Origin of the sequence: Streptococcus suis (genome assembly GCF_002960445.1) — a bacterium.
GTDB lineage: Bacteria > Bacillota > Bacilli > Lactobacillales > Streptococcaceae > Streptococcus > Streptococcus hyiners.
The window spans coordinates 41813-54872 of record NZ_POJD01000066.1 but is presented as its reverse complement, the minus strand read 5'-3'; the positions used below and the strand labels follow the sequence as shown (position 1 = coordinate 54872).

Here is a 13060-nt window from a genome sequence, read left to right as displayed (position 1 = left end):
TGTTCGTGTTTTACACTCCAAATCTGACCTAATCAACTGTGCGGGGGTGGGAATACGAACTCTTTTTAGACTGGTCGAGTTCTTTCCCACTCCCATTTTCCCCACTTGTGCTATAATAATCCTTATGGATAAAATTATTAAGACACTATCAAAGAGCGGGCATTTTCGTGCCTTTGTGCTAGATAGCACAGAAACCGTAAAAACTGCCCAAGAAAAACACGACACCATGGCTTCATCAACCGTGGCTTTGGGTCGCACACTCATTTCCAATCAGATTTTGGCTGCCAACGAAAAAGGCGACACCAAGATCACCCTGAAAATCTTGGCCAGCGGTGCTGTTGGGGCTATCATCTCCGTTGCCAATACCAAAGGGCAGGTCAAGGGCTACATTCAAAATCCAGACTTGGATTACAAACGGACAGCGACTGGCGAGGTTATCGTTGGACCGCTTGTAGGCAATGGGCAATTCCTAGTCATCACAGACTACGGAACAGGTCACCCTTACAATTCCATGACGCCATTGATTTCTGGTGAAATCGGTGAAGACTTTGCTTATTTCCTGACAGACAGCCAACAGACACCGTCTGCGGTAGGGCTCAATGTATTGCTGGACGAGGAAGACAAGGTCAAGGTAGCTGGCGGATTCTTGTTACAAGTTCTGCCAGGTGCGACTGAGGCTGAAATTGCTCGTTTCGAAAAACGCATCCAAGAAATGCCTGCCATTTCAAGCCTGCTAGCTTCTGAAAACCACATAGAAGCTCTGCTATCCGCCATTTATGGCGACGACGACTTCAAACGCCTGTCAGAAGAAGAAATCGGTTTTGTCTGCGACTGCTCTAAAGACCGCTTCCTCGATGCTCTAGCCAGCTTGCCAAAAACGGACCTACAAGAGATGAAGGAAGAAGACAAGGGCGTGGACATCACCTGCCAATTCTGCCAGACCCATTACCACTTTGACGAAAACGATTTGGAGGAACTCATCAATGGCTAATCTCAATACCCCTTTCATGATTGGTGATGTGGAAATCCCCAATCGCTGCGTGCTGGCCCCAATGGCTGGCGTGACCAACTCGGCCTTCCGTACCATTGCAAAAGAAATGGGCGCAGGCCTGGTCGTTATGGAAATGATTTCTGAAAAAGGCCTTCTCTACAACAACGAGAAGACCCTTCATATGCTCCATATTGACGACAACGAATACCCTATGTCCATCCAACTTTTCGGTGGCGATGCCGAAGGACTGAAACGAGCTGCCGACTTCATCCAGACCAACACCAAGGCTAATATCGTAGATATTAACATGGGCTGTCCTGTCAACAAGGTCGTTAAAAACGAAGCTGGTGCTAAGTGGCTCAAGGACCCAGACAAGATTTACCACATCATCAAGGAAGTGACCTCGGTCCTCGATATTCCCTTGACCGTTAAGATGCGGACCGGTTGGAACAATACCGACCTGGCGGTCGAAAATGCCCTGGCCGCTGAAAGTGCTGGTGTGGCTGCCCTGGCCATGCACGGACGGACCCGCGAGCAGATGTACACAGGAACCGTTGACCTGGAAACCCTCACCAAGGTGGCTGGCAGCCTGACCAAGATTCCTTTCATCGCAAACGGCGACATCCGTAATGTCCAAGATGCCCGCCATCGAATTGAGGAAGTCGGAGCCGATGCCGTCATGGTCGGACGGACTGCTATGGGAAATCCATACATCTTCAACCAAATCAACCACTATCTTGAAACAGGAGAAGTCCTGCCCGACCTCTCATTTGACGACAAACTCAATGTCGCCTTCGACCACCTGACCCGATTGACCAATCTCAAAGGTGAATCCATTGCCGTACGTGAATTCCGTGGTCTTGCCCCACACTACCTCCGTGGTTCAGCAGGGGCTGCCAAGATCCGTGGCGCCGTTGCCAAGGCAGAAACCATTGAGCAGGTCCAAGAACTCTTTGATCAAGCCAGAGAAGCCTATCAAGAACGGATTGCTAAATAAGATAAACTGGCAGGTTAAAACTCGCTAACAATGAAACAGAAAAACGCATAAAACCAAGGTTATAACCTGATTTTATGCGTTTTTTCGTATAGACTACTACATGTTTAGTAACGATAATCGGGGTCGTAATGAATGTAGATACTATTCTTATCGTCGTATTCGTAGGTTAATTTCCAACGGTTGATAATACGAATAGAATTTTTATCTGGTAACCATCTTAGCAAGGCTAAAAGTGTACAATCTGGTTCTTTGCTATAGAGAACCAGTTCTGTTTCATCATTTCCGATGAACACATTTAAATTTTGATGAACATGGATAGTATACTGTCTAAATGAATACTGTTTCACTCAACTCCCTCCTCTTCCATAGAAGAAATAGTTACCGAGTTACCTGAGATTTCATGCTCCACACCCCAAAATGTATCTACCAAAAGTCTCCCCTCTTTAGAAAGTTTTACCTGACAGCAGATTGCAGTATGGTCTGGAAAGATAACTAATATCTCATCATTTCCATCATAAACTGGGTGTAGTTTTTCAGAAATCTTAATTTCAAAATGATTTAGTTGAAATGATTTCATTAAATCCTCCTAATTGAACTATGGTCGTAAATAGTATCCATATCTACTATACGTTCCTATTCTTTGACCACTTCTGTTATAAAGCTTCCAATAGCTGCCGCCGTGTCCACCTGCTCCAGAATTAACTCCATAATCTCTAATGAGATAGGTTCCCCTTGGACCATAATAGGTTCCAGCTCTACCAGATGCTGCTGTTCCAAATCTATTTGAAAATCCTGATAGATTTATATGAGATAATCTACCACCACCTTCAAGGTTTGAGTCATGAATAGACCTAGTTTCGATAGGTGTTTCAATCCGACTAGCAGCCTGAACAGATGACATTGATGACATAACTGTAATCAATACAGTAAACAAGCAAATAAAACAAGTGATAGTTTTTTTCAAAAGATTCTTTTTCATAAGAACCACCTCCTTTTTTTGATGAGTATATAGTAACAAATAAAATTAAAATAGTCAAAAATTTTTGAATTTTCTTGTATATATACAAGACATTCCCGAACGTTCGTTAAAATACATGGAATTTCCGTAAAAATTAGTAATAAAAAACGCATAAAACCAAGGTTATGACCTGATTTTATGCGTTTTTTCTATACAATTTTACATGGTTTCCTTTCCAAAAAAGGCAAGAAAGGCTGGGGCAATGTAATCCTGATATTGTTGAGGATGTTCACGAATGAGGGTAGCTGAAATACCAAATTTTCTAGGACTATAATGGGCTTGATAACCTCGCCTATGCAGTTCCTGAGCGTATTCTTCCTCGGATACATAGAAGACTGGCACTTGATTTTCAGACAAGTCCAACAAACCGAGCAAACGTTCTAGCCAAAGGTCCCAACCATCTGGATAGGCTGGCAAGTCGGTTTCATCAAGCGCATAAACTCTCACCAAATCATCTTTCTTAAACTGCTCCTGAGCAAATTGAAAACGTTTGGCCAGGTCTAAACCTATCCTATCCCCACGATCCTTGTCATATCCTGAAACCACCACACAAACCTGACCACAAGCCAACTTTGCTCGTTCAATCAAATCCAAATGCCCCTTGTGCATGGGAGCAAAGGTTCCGAAAACGACTGCTACGGTTTGTTTCATACCTTACCTTTCACATCCGAAAACTATATGATTGCGACAGATAAACTCCTCACAATCTGCTGCTAAAAGCAGTCTTAGTTCGAGCATTTTTCCACCTATTTGACCACATCAAACTTGAGCTCTTCGCCCTTAACCCCAATCTTCAAGGTTGAACCAGTTGGTAACTCCCCACGGAGCAACATCTCTGCCAATGGATCTTCCAACTTGGTCTGCAAGAGTCTACGAAGTGGGCGAGCCCCCATTTCTGGGTCGTAACCTTGTTTAGCCAACAACTTAAGGGCAGACGGCTGAAGTTTGAGAGTAATGTCTTTCTCAGCAGTTACCGCAAGCAATGGTTTGACCATGACTTTGACAACATCCTGCATATGCCTCTCCGTTAGGCTATGGAAGACAACTTTCTCGTCAATACGGTTGATAAATTCAGGACGGTAGGCTTTTTTCAATTCCTCAAAAATGCGCTTCTCCACTTCCTTGTGGTCCTTAGATAAATCAAGAGCCCCAAAGCCAACTGTCTTATCATCCCGAAGAGCTGTCGCTCCAAGGTTGGAGGTCATGATAATGATGGTATTGGAGAAATCCACCTTGCGTCCCTTACTGTCAGTCAAGACACCATCATCCAAGACCTGCAAGAGCACATTGAAAATATCTGGATGGGCTTTTTCAACCTCGTCAAAGAGAAGAACAGAATAAGGTTTGTTGCGGACTTTCTCCGTCAATTCGCCACTTTCTTCATAGCCCACATAGCCCGGAGGAGCACCATTTAAACGGCTGGCTGCGAATTTCTCCATGTATTCAGACATGTCAAAGCGAATCAAGGCTGATTCATCATCAAAGAGCACTTCTGCTAAGGCCTTGGCAAGCTCCGTCTTACCGACACCCGTCGGTCCCAAGAACATGAATGAACCAATCGGTCTGCGACCTGTCCGAATGCCTGACTGATTACGACGGATAGCTCTGCTGACTGCAGAAATGGCTTCTTCCTGGCCAATGACACGCTGGTGTAATTCGGCTTCCAAATTCAAATACTTCTTGGCATCTGACTGGCTAAGCTTGGTCACAGGGATACCAGACAGACGACTGAGGGTTTCTAATACATCCTCTTCCGTCACTTCCAAGTCATAGTTTTGACTGGATTTAGCTGCTTCTTTTGCTTGACGCAGTAGCTTACTAACTGTCTTATACTTACCAGCCATCAAAGCCTTATCCAGACTGGTCAAACCAGCTTCTGCTAATTCTCCCTGTCCCTTGGCACGATTTTGCACGGTTGCACTGGCTTCATCTAGCAAGTCGATTGCTGAATCTGGCAGGTTTTTACTGGTCAAATACCGCTTAGCGTAGGTTACAGCAGTTTCAACAGCCCTATCTCCAATACGGACCCTATGGTATTTCTCAAAAGTCCCTTTTAGACCAGACAAAATGGCAATGCTATCTTCCACAGTCGGCTCCTCAATCATCACCTTGGCAAAACGACGAACCAGAGCCGCATCTTTTTCAATATGCTTCTGATACTCCGCCTGAGTGGTCGCCCCAACCGTACGAAGGGTCCCACGAGCCAGGGCCGGCTTGAGAATATTGGCCGCATCCAAGGTCGAATCAATACCAGAGCCTGAACCCATAATGGTATGCAGTTCATCAATAAAGAGAATGACCTGACCATCTTCTTCGATGTCATTGATGATATTGTTCATCCGCTCTTCGAAGTCACCACGGAAACGAGTGCCCGCAATCACATTCATCAAGTCAAGTTCCAAAACCCGCATCTTAGATAGGCTAACAGGCACATCACCTGAAGCGACACGTTGAGCCAAGCCCAAAGCAAGAGCCGTTTTTCCGACACCCGCATCACCGACTAGGACAGGGTTGTTTTTCGTCTTGCGGGAAAGGATTTGAATCATCCGCTCAATCTCGACATCACGGCCAATGACCGGCTCCATCTTGCCATCGCGGGCCAAAGCGGTCAAATCACGGGTATAGTCCTCCAATCCACCTGTTTGCGGACCTGGAGGCATGCCCATCATCTGTCCCGCATTGACTGGCTTGGCTTTTCCGCTCTTCATCAAGCCACGAACAGCCTTCATATCTTCCTTGGTAAATCCTGCACGTTTTTCTAAGCTCTTGCGCAAATCTACAAAACGAATCTTGTCATCGGAATCTTCCAAATGAAAACCGACCTTGTCCAAAATCAGACTGGCAGTCGAACGTCTGTTCAGCAACATGGCTAGGAAAAGGTGTTCTGTTCCCAACTCCTTGGCCTTGACCACTTCCGCAATCTTTTTAGCTAAGCTTGCTGTTTCATCCAAACGTTTAGAAGACGGCAAGATACGAAAACTCTCCAAGTCTTCTCGATAGACCTTCTCCGTCACGACAAAGGTCGCATGCTCATACTCTGAAATAGAAGCAGGGTATTCTGCCAAGACGGCCCCTGCAACCGTATCGTGATTGATGACAAAGGCCAGGAGAATATTCCAGGTTTCCAAATACTCACAGGCATAGCGTTGGGCGACCAACTGGGCATCTTCAAACACCCTTTGTAAACCAGTTGAAATCTTCATGAATTTATTCCTCTTTCCTATCTAAGCGCCGCAAAACCTGACGCATCATCCGAGCGCGAATACTATCTGCATCCCTGCCCAAGACCTCATCCGAACCAGTTGCCAAAAAGAGATTTCCCTCCCTTTCTGTCATCAAGTCCTCATCAAACAGCAACTGCAAAATATCTGCATAAACCGTAGCAGACAGTTGCTCGCCCATATTGTTTAATAAATCATGGACCAGTTCATGCTTGTCTGAAAAGGTAATTCGACCAATGCGGATGTAACCACCACCACCACGCTTGCTTTCCACAATATAGCCACGACTGGCTGTAAAACGAGTTTTGATGACATAGTTTATCTGGCTGGGAACCACTTCAAACCGACTGGCCAATTCGCTTCGGCGCAATTCTGCCACATTGACCTGGTCCAAGATGGCTTTGATATGCTCTTCGATATAATCTGATGTATTTTTCATCGCCATAGTATCGCCTCTTTCTTTGACTATCTTTGACCATTATTATACCTTAAATCCAACAAATTTGAAAGCGAAAGCCTAGCCCCAACCGTAGCAGAATTTTGAAATCTGCTCCAAAATTTTCTATAATAAAAGAAAAAGGAGAAAGGACTAGGGCTTCCGTATTTAGTTGAACTGAATACGGGCTACGGACTGGACCAGAAAGAAAAAGGAGAACAAGACGCTTGCGTCGTTCTGTTTCCTATTTTTCCGTTCCCACTTAAGGCCCTTTATAGCTTACACCATGAACTTTCAAGACTACATTCAAGATTTTACAAATGTGACTGTGGAGCAGGCACAGAGCCTTCTAACTGCCAAAGACGGTGCTGTCCTCTTCATCGGAAGAGCAACCTGCCCTTACTGCAACCGCTTTGCACCAAAACTCCACAAGGTAGCCCAAGACAAGCAAGTGACCGTTCACTTCCTCGACTCCAGCCAAGTCAGCCCTCAACTCCAGGCCCTCCGTGACCACTACCAAGTTCCTACCGTACCTGGTCTTTTGGTCGCTAAATCTACTGGTGTCCAAGTCCGCTGCGATTCCAGCATGACGGAAGAAGAGATTGTAGCTTTTATTCAAGGCTAATGCTATACATTTCCTACCAAGCCAACACCTTCCACATCTCTGATCAAGGAAGACCAGTCGGCAAAATTCACAGCTACCAAAATCCCTATCACCAGACCAATATCTATCTGCGACTGGATTTGGCCGATTTCGAATGCACCATAGCAAAGCAGCTCTTCCAGTCCCTACAGACTTTCTTAGAAGGTAAGCCTCTGCAGGTTATGCTCTCCTCTGCAGAGCAGGAAAGAATCCATTTCCTTACCGCAGCTGGCTTTGTCTGCAAACGAAAATGTTACGAATTTGAAGTGACCAAACAAGACTATCTCAGTCAGACAGGCACTACCAACCTAAACATAGTCCGCAAAGGCACCGCACCTTATCAAATAGCCTGTCAGCAAATTTTTGACCACTATCAAACAGTCCACCAAGACATCAATCCTTGGACTGCCAGTCAAGAAGAATTTGAAAAGGGCTTACCTGATCTGGTTTATACAGACTCAGAAAATTGTGCCTTCGTAGAAAACAATGAAATTGCCTACGTATGCGGAAAAGATGAACAAAGCTTTGGTTCCTTCATCCAAACAGTTATTTGCCAACTATTTGAACAGTATGAACAAATTAGCTTTGAGGCTGATGACTGCGATCCTATCGCCATGCATTTAGCTGACCAATTCCGACAACCAAACAAGCCTAGCTGGGATACTTATATTTTAGAAATCTAACAAAAAGCACCGACCACATGGCCGGTGCTTTTTAAGGAGATTATGAAAAATATTTAGGATTGATAATAGTATAACTCACTCGACCTGTTCAGACATCCGCCCTAAGACCGATTTTACCAAAAAAGAACTCCCTGTCGGAAGTTCTTGAATTGTCGAGTAAGCTTTCAATTTGCTTTTAGTAGTCGCTTCAAAGGTTTGGGAATCCTTTGAAGACTGGAGATAGTGCGAACCAAGTTCGCCTCGAAAGAGCCGTACAGCTTGTAAAGTAAGTCACATTCGTGAAGTACAGCTCTCAATATGAAAAGAACTCCCATTCGGAAGTTCTTGAATTGTCGAGTAGTTTTTCAGTTTGCTTTTAGTACGAGGCAACGAGCCGTAGGAGGCAGGGCAGAAAGTCCAGCCTCGCTTCTCAGAGTTCGTGTCAACATCTCAACGCAGTGGTTGATTGGCAGATTTGTTCGTGTTTTACACTCCAAATCTGACCTAATCAACTGTGCGGGGGTGGGAAGACGAACTCTTTTTAGACTGGTCAAGTTCTTTCCCACTCCCAAGGCGAGTTCAAATACTCCAGTGGAGTATTTGAAGTTGGAAATATGGAAACGGCGTTTCCTCATACGTCGAAGTAATAAAAGATAAAATGAAGACTACCAATTATTTACCAAGAGCTGCTGCCATTGTCGCTGCAACTTCTGCTTCAAAGTCGTTTGAAGCTTTCTCGATACCTTCACCCACTTCGAAACGAGCAAATTCTACAACTGAAGCATTTACTGAGTTCAAGTAAGCTTCAACTGTTTTGCTGTCGTCCATGATGTAAACTTGTGCAAGAAGTGTGTAAGCTTGGTCAACTTGAGTGTTATCAAGCATGAAGCGATCCATTTTACCTGGGATGATTTTGTCCCAGATTTTTTCTGGTTTGCCTTCAGCTGCCAATTCAGCTTTGATTGCTTCTTCAGCTGCTGCAATCACTTCGTCAGTCAATTGAGCTTTAGAACCATATTGCAAGAGTGGCAATGCTGGTTTGTCTACCATTGCACGGCTCTCGTTGTCTTGTTCGATTTTGTGGTTGATTTGTGCCAACTCATCTTTAACGAATTGCTCATCCAATTCAGTGTAAGAAAGAACAGTTGGTTTCATCGCAGCGATGTGCATTGAGATTTGTTTAGCAAGAGTTTCGTCACCACCGTCGATTACTGAGATAACACCGATACGGCCGCCGTTGTGTTGGTAAGCACCAAATGCTTGAGCATCTGTTTTTTCAACCAAAGCAAAGCGACGGAATGAGATTTTCTCACCGATTGTTGCAGTTGCGTTTACGTATGCTTCTTCAAGGGTTTCACCTGAAGGCATAGCCAATTTAAGAGCTGCTTCGTTGTCAGCTGGTTTACCTTCTGCAATTACTTTAGCAGTAGTGTTTACCAATTCAACGAATTGAGCGTTTTTCGCAACGAAGTCTGTTTCAGCGTTAACTTCAACAACTGCTGCTACGTTACCGTCAACATAAACACCTGTCAAACCCTCAGCTGCTACACGGTCAGCTTTCTTAGCTGCCTTAGCCATACCTTTTTCGCGAAGCAATTCAATCGCTTTTTCGATATCACCTTCAGTTTCAACCAATGCTTTTTTCGCGTCCATAACGCCAGCACCTGATTTTTCACGCAATTCTTTAACGAGAGCTGCTGTAATTTCTGCCATGTCTATTCTCCTTGTTTGTATTTATAAAATAGAGGAGCGGGCTCAGCCCTGCCCCTCTAGGATTGTTTTTTGTTTAATAACAATGTTGAATTGTACTTGGACTAAAAAGCTAGGATTTAGATAAATCTAACGCTTTTTTTCACGTCCTCGTTACTTATTTTCCTTCTACAACTTCAACCAATTCTTCGATTGATTCTGTAGATGCTGGCTCAGCTGCCAATTCAGCTTCAACTGCTGCTACGCTGTCTTCACCTTGGTTACCTTCGATGATAGCGTCAGCCATTTTAGCTGTGATCAATTTAACAGCGCGGATAGCGTCGTCGTTAGCTGGGATGATAACATCAATATCATCTGGATCTGTGTTTGTGTCAACCATCGCTACAACTGGGATACCCAATTTCTTAGCTTCTTTAACAGCGATTTGCTCTTTGTGTGGGTCAACTACGAACATTACGTCTGGAATGCGTGGCATGTCAGCGATACCGCCCAAGAATTTTTCAAGACGAGCACGTTGTTTGTTCAACAATGCTACTTCTTTCTTAGGAAGCACGTCGAAAGTTCCATCTTCTTCCATGCGGTTGATTTCTTTCAAACGAGCGATACGTTTTTGGATTGTACCCCAGTTTGTAAGAGTTCCACCCAACCAACGGTGGTTGATGAAGTATTGACCAGCGCGGATAGCTTCGTCTTTAACAGCTTCAGCAGCTTGTTTTTTAGTACCTACGAACAAGATAACTGCGTCGTTTGCTGCAGCGTCACGGATGAATTCGTAAGCTTGGTCAGCCAATTTTACAGTTTGTTGCAAGTCGATAACGTGGATACCGTTACGTTCTGTGAAGATGTACTTAGCCATCTTAGGATTCCAGCGACGAGTTTGGTGACCGAAGTGTACACCAGCCTCAAGAAGTTGTTTCATTGAAATTACTGCCATGAGTATTTCTCCTTTTTGTTTTTTCTCCTCTCCCAAACTTCGACTTGCAGCCCAACCTTTCGGCAACAGGGTCACAATTGGTTCGAGATGAGTATTTGTTGCACAGCAACTCTATTAGTATATCAGAATACCTGCCTATTTTCAAGTAAAATAGTAGAGAAATTCGTCAAAAATCGGCACTTTTTCTATTCAAAGTATGTTTCTGCAACAATAGAATAAGACCCTGCCACAACATCCATTCTTTCTAACTGTCCACTGGCATTTATTCTATAAAAACCAGCTGATGGAGCAACATTGGGATCTGTTCCCTGCATATTAGGGCTATTATGGTCTTCCCTTACCTCAACATAGACCAAGCCATCCGAAGATTGCACATTGGTAACCACTTGGGCTAGAAAATCCGCTTTGGTAAAAGGAGCCCCGTAACGAGAAGCTGCATGTGCCTTGGCCCAATTTGCAGCCTGCTCGACGGTCAAGTTCTTGGTGTCTACTGAAGACTTAGTAGCCGTCGCTGAACTGGTTTCAGTCGCTGCTATCGAACTACCATCGAGGACCAAGTTTTCAAAGAAGGCTTGTAATTCCTGGTTTTTAGTTGGTCGGAAATACAAACGCTTCTCTGGATTACCCTGATTTTGCTCGGTAATCCAAGCAATAACCTGACCGTCCTTGATGGTAAAGAGATAGAGGTGGGCTAATTGTGATTTTGATACTTCTAAATCTGAATACATTCCGACTACGGCTGTTTTTCCTGCCTCTACTTGACCAGTTTCACTCCAAACTAGGTCAGGAGTTTCTCCTAGAAAATCAGGTGTCATTTGCTGACCAGGACCAGTCAAAACTCCAGAAGGCAAGGTCACACCAAAAAAGTTCCCTACACGATTGGGGCTATAGGATACATAATATTGTGGAGGCGAGAAAGAAGGTCCCCACTGGTCAATCACAAACGTCCTCAATGCCTCTGCCTTGCTAGCATCCCACAAGCCCGTTTGGCTACTTGAACTACTAGCTACAGAGGTGGTCGAAGAGGTGGTTGATGTGCTGGAACTAGAACTAGTCGAACTTATAGAAGCAGATGAAGATGTCGGGGTTACTTCCTGCTTCTGCCCACCACAGGCAGCTAGTAAGCAGACACTGGCTCCCAAAAGTAAGCATGAAATAAATCTTTTCTTTTTCATTTTATCTCTCCCATTTTAACTAATCATCCACTCGATAAAAGACACCTTGGCTAAAGCTTTCTGTCGTTGCAACACTCTGGGTAGTAAAAATCCTATCCTTGCTAGTGTCCGTCTGATCGCTATGCCCTTCTAAAAATCCATAAGTATTCTGTACCCCTTTTGGAATCAGCAAAGTTGGTATGGTAGGTGAAGCCATAGCATTTGGATTGGTAATTCCAGCTAAAAGAACTTCACCTTCAAACTTGGCATATTGTACATCAACAAAGGCAGTATTGCCACCACCATTTACAGCCACATTCCCCTGACTATCAATCTCTATTCGATCGCCACGTGCATTGACCCAGTCACCTTCCAAGCTAGCAAAATTTCCAGCTTGTATTTGTTCCAAATTCATGGACTGGACACTATCGGTTTGGTCGGAACTGCTGGTTTTCGTTTCAACCATGTCAAACTCAAAATCTTCCCAGTCAAACTGACGCGGTTCCAAGAGGAGGCCTTCATTTTTCCCAAAAACCGTAGCAAGCTTGTCCTGGATATGAAACTCTTTTTCAGATACTTGTGTGACTTGTCCATTTGCATCCAAAACCTTCAACATACCGATAGCATCGCCTGTTCCCGAGCTCCAGCCGTAGCTAATAAATTCCCCATCATTGAACAAAGCCACTGCGCTCCTTGCACCACCATGTCCAGCCACAAAACCTTCCGCCAACAAAGAAACCTGACCATCAATAATCGCGTAGAATCCCGTTACAAATACTGACCCATCTGTATTTTCAGATCCGATAAACAGTTCATTCTGACCATCCTGATTAAGATCATAAAAGGCATATCTTAAATGGGGAGCAGTTTTTACTGCACTTTCCATAACCCAAGAATTCATCGGAAGCTGTAAACCTTGTAGGACAGCCATCATTTTTTCTACATTTTCTTTGTCCGCACTATTCGCAAAATCAATGATTGCCTGATAATCCGAAAAGACGGACTGATACAGTTCCTTATCGTCCTTCTTGACTTGGCTCGAACTAGTTGAACTTTGTTGTTTCGTTGATGAACTAGTCGAACTTTGCTGAGTGGATGACGAGGTTGAGGATTGTTTCGTCTGGACATTTGACTTGCTACAAGCTGCTAATGTCGCTACACAAACCAGTGCTAGAGCTAGATATTTTTTCATAATAACCTCCAAATAAAAAATAGATTGGGAACGAAAGGTATGGCCATTCTTGATCATACCGACAGTTGCTCCGACTAGCTTTGCTAATTTCCGATACCCTTT

Annotated in this window: 14 protein-coding genes; 4 read left to right on the top strand and 10 right to left on the bottom strand. The window is 44.2% G+C overall.

Annotated features, from left to right (window positions below; translation table 11 throughout):
- Positions 1-124 precede the first annotated feature (124 nt).
- Both hslO and dusB read left to right on the top strand, forming a co-directional pair.
- The gene (gene hslO / locus C1G53_RS00665; RefSeq protein ID WP_105117290.1) at positions 125-991 is read left to right on the top strand and encodes an Hsp33 family molecular chaperone HslO; all 867 of its coding nucleotides are present in this window, start codon (positions 125-127) and stop codon (positions 989-991) included.
- Complete coding sequence (gene dusB / locus C1G53_RS00660) at positions 984-1988, top strand: tRNA dihydrouridine synthase DusB (RefSeq protein WP_105117289.1); 1005 nt, start codon at positions 984-986, stop codon at positions 1986-1988. The genes hslO and dusB overlap by 8 nt, the downstream gene beginning before the upstream one ends.
- A gap of 104 nt (positions 1989-2092) precedes the next feature.
- Here dusB and C1G53_RS00655 read toward each other — a convergent pair whose 3' ends face one another.
- From C1G53_RS00655 to C1G53_RS00630, 6 genes are all read right to left on the bottom strand, one after another.
- On the bottom strand, positions 2093-2335 hold the full coding sequence (locus C1G53_RS00655) for a hypothetical protein (RefSeq protein WP_105108153.1): 243 nt from the start codon (positions 2333-2335) through the stop codon (positions 2093-2095).
- On the bottom strand, positions 2332-2565 hold the full coding sequence (locus C1G53_RS00650) for a hypothetical protein (RefSeq protein WP_105108152.1): 234 nt from the start codon (positions 2563-2565) through the stop codon (positions 2332-2334). The genes C1G53_RS00655 and C1G53_RS00650 overlap by 4 nt, the downstream gene beginning before the upstream one ends.
- Before the next feature lie 18 nt (positions 2566-2583).
- Entirely contained in the window at positions 2584-2967 is a 384-nt protein-coding gene (locus tag C1G53_RS00645) for a hypothetical protein (protein ID WP_105117288.1), read from the bottom strand.
- Positions 2968-3165: 198 nt separating this feature from the next.
- The gene (locus C1G53_RS00640; protein WP_105117287.1) at positions 3166-3657 is read right to left on the bottom strand and encodes an adenylyltransferase/cytidyltransferase family protein; all 492 of its coding nucleotides are present in this window, start codon (positions 3655-3657) and stop codon (positions 3166-3168) included.
- Positions 3658-3752: 95 nt separating this feature from the next.
- The gene (locus C1G53_RS00635; RefSeq protein ID WP_105117286.1) at positions 3753-6209 is read right to left on the bottom strand and encodes an ATP-dependent Clp protease ATP-binding subunit; all 2457 of its coding nucleotides are present in this window, start codon (positions 6207-6209) and stop codon (positions 3753-3755) included.
- A 4-nt stretch (positions 6210-6213) separates the two neighbouring features.
- A complete protein-coding gene (locus C1G53_RS00630; protein WP_105117285.1) occupies positions 6214-6672 on the bottom strand; it encodes a CtsR family transcriptional regulator in 459 nt (152 codons plus the stop codon).
- 277 nt (positions 6673-6949) lie between these two features.
- Here C1G53_RS00630 and C1G53_RS00625 point away from each other — a divergent pair, with 277 nt between their 5' ends.
- Together C1G53_RS00625 and C1G53_RS00620 are read left to right on the top strand one after the other, a co-directional pair.
- Positions 6950-7288: a thioredoxin domain-containing protein gene (locus C1G53_RS00625; RefSeq protein WP_105117284.1), complete on the top strand. Its 339-nt coding sequence runs from the start codon at positions 6950-6952 to the stop codon at positions 7286-7288.
- Complete coding sequence (locus C1G53_RS00620; RefSeq protein ID WP_105117283.1) at positions 7288-7989, top strand: GNAT family acetyltransferase; 702 nt, start codon at positions 7288-7290, stop codon at positions 7987-7989. The genes C1G53_RS00625 and C1G53_RS00620 overlap by 1 nt, the downstream gene beginning before the upstream one ends.
- A gap of 651 nt (positions 7990-8640) precedes the next feature.
- Here the strand turns inward: C1G53_RS00620 and tsf are convergent.
- From tsf to C1G53_RS00595, 4 genes are all read right to left on the bottom strand, one after another.
- Positions 8641-9681, bottom strand: a complete 1041-nt coding sequence (gene tsf, locus C1G53_RS00610) for a translation elongation factor Ts (RefSeq protein ID WP_024397768.1) — start codon at positions 9679-9681, stop codon at positions 8641-8643.
- 154 nt (positions 9682-9835) lie between these two features.
- On the bottom strand, positions 9836-10612 hold the full coding sequence (gene rpsB, locus C1G53_RS00605) for a 30S ribosomal protein S2 (protein WP_014637198.1): 777 nt from the start codon (positions 10610-10612) through the stop codon (positions 9836-9838).
- 185 nt (positions 10613-10797) lie between these two features.
- Positions 10798-11787: a DUF4767 domain-containing protein gene (locus tag C1G53_RS00600; RefSeq protein WP_105117281.1), complete on the bottom strand. Its 990-nt coding sequence runs from the start codon at positions 11785-11787 to the stop codon at positions 10798-10800.
- Between the two features lie 19 nt (positions 11788-11806).
- Entirely contained in the window at positions 11807-12958 is a 1152-nt protein-coding gene (locus C1G53_RS00595) for a DUF6287 domain-containing protein (RefSeq protein ID WP_105117280.1), read from the bottom strand.
- Positions 12959-13060: the final 102 nt, after the last annotated feature.